Source organism: Ruegeria sp. BHSB064 (assembly GCF_059613205.1).
Genome location: NZ_JBXWSB010000225.1, coordinates 1 through 2826, shown reverse-complemented (window position 1 = coordinate 2826; position 2826 = coordinate 1). Strand labels below are relative to the sequence as shown.

Here is a 2826-nt window from a genome sequence, read left to right as displayed (position 1 = left end):
TGGAACAGCACCACCTGCCCCAATCCCAACGCCTTGCGTGTTACCAACGGTGTTCCATCAGACAGCGAAGCAATCACGCGATCCGCCAGATTAGGGTCTGGTTGAGCCATCACTTGGGTCGAGACGACCACATCATCGGGAATGTCCAAACCATAGAACGGAGAGCTTTCTGGGAATGGTGCCAAGGTTTTTGCCTCACCCCAGCTCATCGCACCGCCAACAGATCGACCGCCGCTGCGCAGACGAGCGGGCAGCAGCGTGTCTTCGGTGTCCCGCCCAAGATCGCTGGCCGCCATACGCGGACCGGCAAACCGCAACAGCAGGCCACCCTGTTCAACCCATTCAATCAGTTCGGCCTCTTCGGTATCCGACATCTGCGCCACATCCGACAAGACAATCACATCCGGGTTGGCAGGCAGAACCTCAAGCAGGCCACCATCGACAAAATCTGCGGTGGGGATCAGAACCTGCGTCAAGTAATGCAGGGGCGACAACAGCTCTAGCCCTTCGCGGTTCAGGGTTCCGGCAATCAACGCAACCTCGCGACGACGCAAACTGTCATCGGTCAGAGTTACAGCTCCGGCGGATCTTTGGCCCTGAATTTCGAAGCGCGTAATCCGAGCGCGCAACTCCGACGGCAATGCCAGATCGACCTGCGCCGAGGTTTCACCCGCTTCGAGAATCAGATCGACTGAATGTAACACACGCGCCGTGCCTGCCGGATCGCGCCCTTGCGCCAGGACTGTCACAGCCTCTTGCGGGCCGGGACCAGCGCGCTGAACAGTCAGTTGGATCAGCCCATCCTGATAGGCCGCGGGCAAGATCGCAATGGGGCGCGACGCGCCCTGATAAACCGTTGCACCGCCACGCGCCTGTAAGGCGGCGACCAACCCGGCATGTTGGGCATAGTCCAGTCGGTCGCTGAACCAATGGGTGTCAAAGCCCCCATCGACTTCATCCAGCACAGCGATGGCCTGCAAAATCTGATCTTCAGTAGGTTGCCAGGGGTTCGGGGTCAGACCCGGTAAACGCCCGCGCCAAGCCTCGGCCGCCTGAAAAACCGGGGGTTCGGGCTCGGTCAGGCGCATTATGGCGACGGTGCGGCCCGCACGTCCAGCCTCGGTCAGTTGCGCGTCAATCTGATCGAGCGTGGCCGACCACCGCGTGGCACCGGCCCAACTGGCATCCAGAACCAGCAAGAGCGGCCCTGTACCGGTCTCATCCCGCGATGGATTCAGAACCGGTCCGGCCAGACCGATGATAATGGCGGCAGCTGCCAGCATCCGCAGCAACAGCAACCACCATGGTGTACGATCCGAGACGCTTTCATCATCCTTCAGGCCCAACAACAGCGTCACTGCCGGGAACATCCGGCGGATCGGAGCAGGCGGCACCGCACGCAGGATCAGCCATAGGATCGGCAGGGTCAGAAGCCCCAGCAAAACCCATGGCGCGGTAAAGCCGATGCCTGCCAGAACCGTCATCGCGTGCCCCCATCCAAGGCCCGATAGAGCCATAACAGAGCCGCTTGCGCGCTGTCGCCCGTGTGATGCAGACCAAGTTGCCAGCCGGTCGCGCGACATAGCTGTGTCAGGGCATCCTTACGGCGTGCAAGGCGATCCAGATAGCGATCCCGCAATTCAGCGGCTTTGAGCGTTTCATGCCGAACAGTGCCACCGACGCTTTCGAAAATTGTGCGGCCCCGGTACGGAAACGTCTCTTCGCCCGGATCCAGCACTTGCAAGACCACGCCGCGCACACCACGATCGGCAGCTTTGGTCAGGGCCAGTTCAACTTCGTCCATGGGACCAAGGAAATCCGAGATAAACACGGCGCGAGCATGGGGGATCATGGCACGGTGCTCAGGCGGAGCGTAATCCGTTTGCTCATCTTCAGACCACGCTTGCGCCAGTCGGATGATCTGGGCATTACCGCGACGAGGCGGTAGGGTTGTGCCGGTCAGTCCCACCCGTTCGCCACCGCGCACCAGCAAGATTGAAGTTGCCAACCCCAACAGTCGGGCGCGGTCTGCTTTTGTCGGTAGAGATTTATCAGACGAAAACCGCATCGACGCGCCCTGATCGACCCAAAGCATCACCGATTGCGCGATCTGCCATTCGCGTTCGCGCACAAACTGCTGATCCCCCCGCGCCGAGCGGCGGTGGTCGATCATGCGGCGGCTGTCCCCGATTTGCGCGGGGCGGTATTGCCAGAAATCATCGCCCATCCCCGAGCGCCGCCGCCCGTGATCGCCTAGAAGAACAGTTCCGGCCAAGTGCTCGGCCCGCGCCAAAAGAGGCGGCAGCCGGGACGCTTCGGCCTCGGACCTTTCGCGAAGGGTCAGCGCCGCATTCACGCCGCGGCCTCGGTCCGGATCAGACCGGCAGCCGTCGAGTCAATCAGCTCGGCAAGGCTGTCACCGCGAGCACGCGCCGCAAAGTTCAACGCCATCCGGTGGCTGAGAACCGGGCGCGCCATGTCCAGAACATCCTCGGCATTCGGGGCCAGTCGTCCCTGCAACATCGCGCGCGCACGCACCGTCATCATCAGCGCTTGAGCTGCGCGGGGGCCAGGACCCCAGGCCACGGTTTCTGAAACGCGTTCGGAAACACCAGCTTCTTCGGGGCGGAAGGCGCGAACCAGATCAAGGATCAGTTCAACAACAGATTCCCCGACCGGCATCCGGCGCAACAGAACTTGAGCCGCCAACAGGTCTTCTTTGCTGAAAATCTGATGCGCTGCTTCCTCTTCCACACCGGTTGTGGCCAGCAGAATATCGCGTTCGGTCTGCCGATCAGGATATTCGACGTCGATTTGAACCAGAAA

3 protein-coding genes are annotated in these 2826 nt (G+C 61.5%); all 3 read right to left on the bottom strand.

From position 1 onward, the window contains the following. On the bottom strand, positions 1 to 1484 hold a 1484-nt coding region (locus AC2FNU_RS24470), incomplete at its 3' end, for a BatA domain-containing protein (protein WP_496794102.1). Further along, a complete protein-coding gene (locus tag AC2FNU_RS24465; protein ID WP_496794099.1) occupies positions 1481 to 2356 on the bottom strand; it encodes a DUF58 domain-containing protein in 876 nt (291 codons plus the stop codon). The genes AC2FNU_RS24470 and AC2FNU_RS24465, both read right to left, overlap by 4 nt. After that, on the bottom strand, positions 2353 to 2826 hold a 474-nt coding region (locus AC2FNU_RS24460), incomplete at its 5' end, for an AAA family ATPase (protein ID WP_496794095.1). The genes AC2FNU_RS24460 and AC2FNU_RS24465, both read right to left, overlap by 4 nt.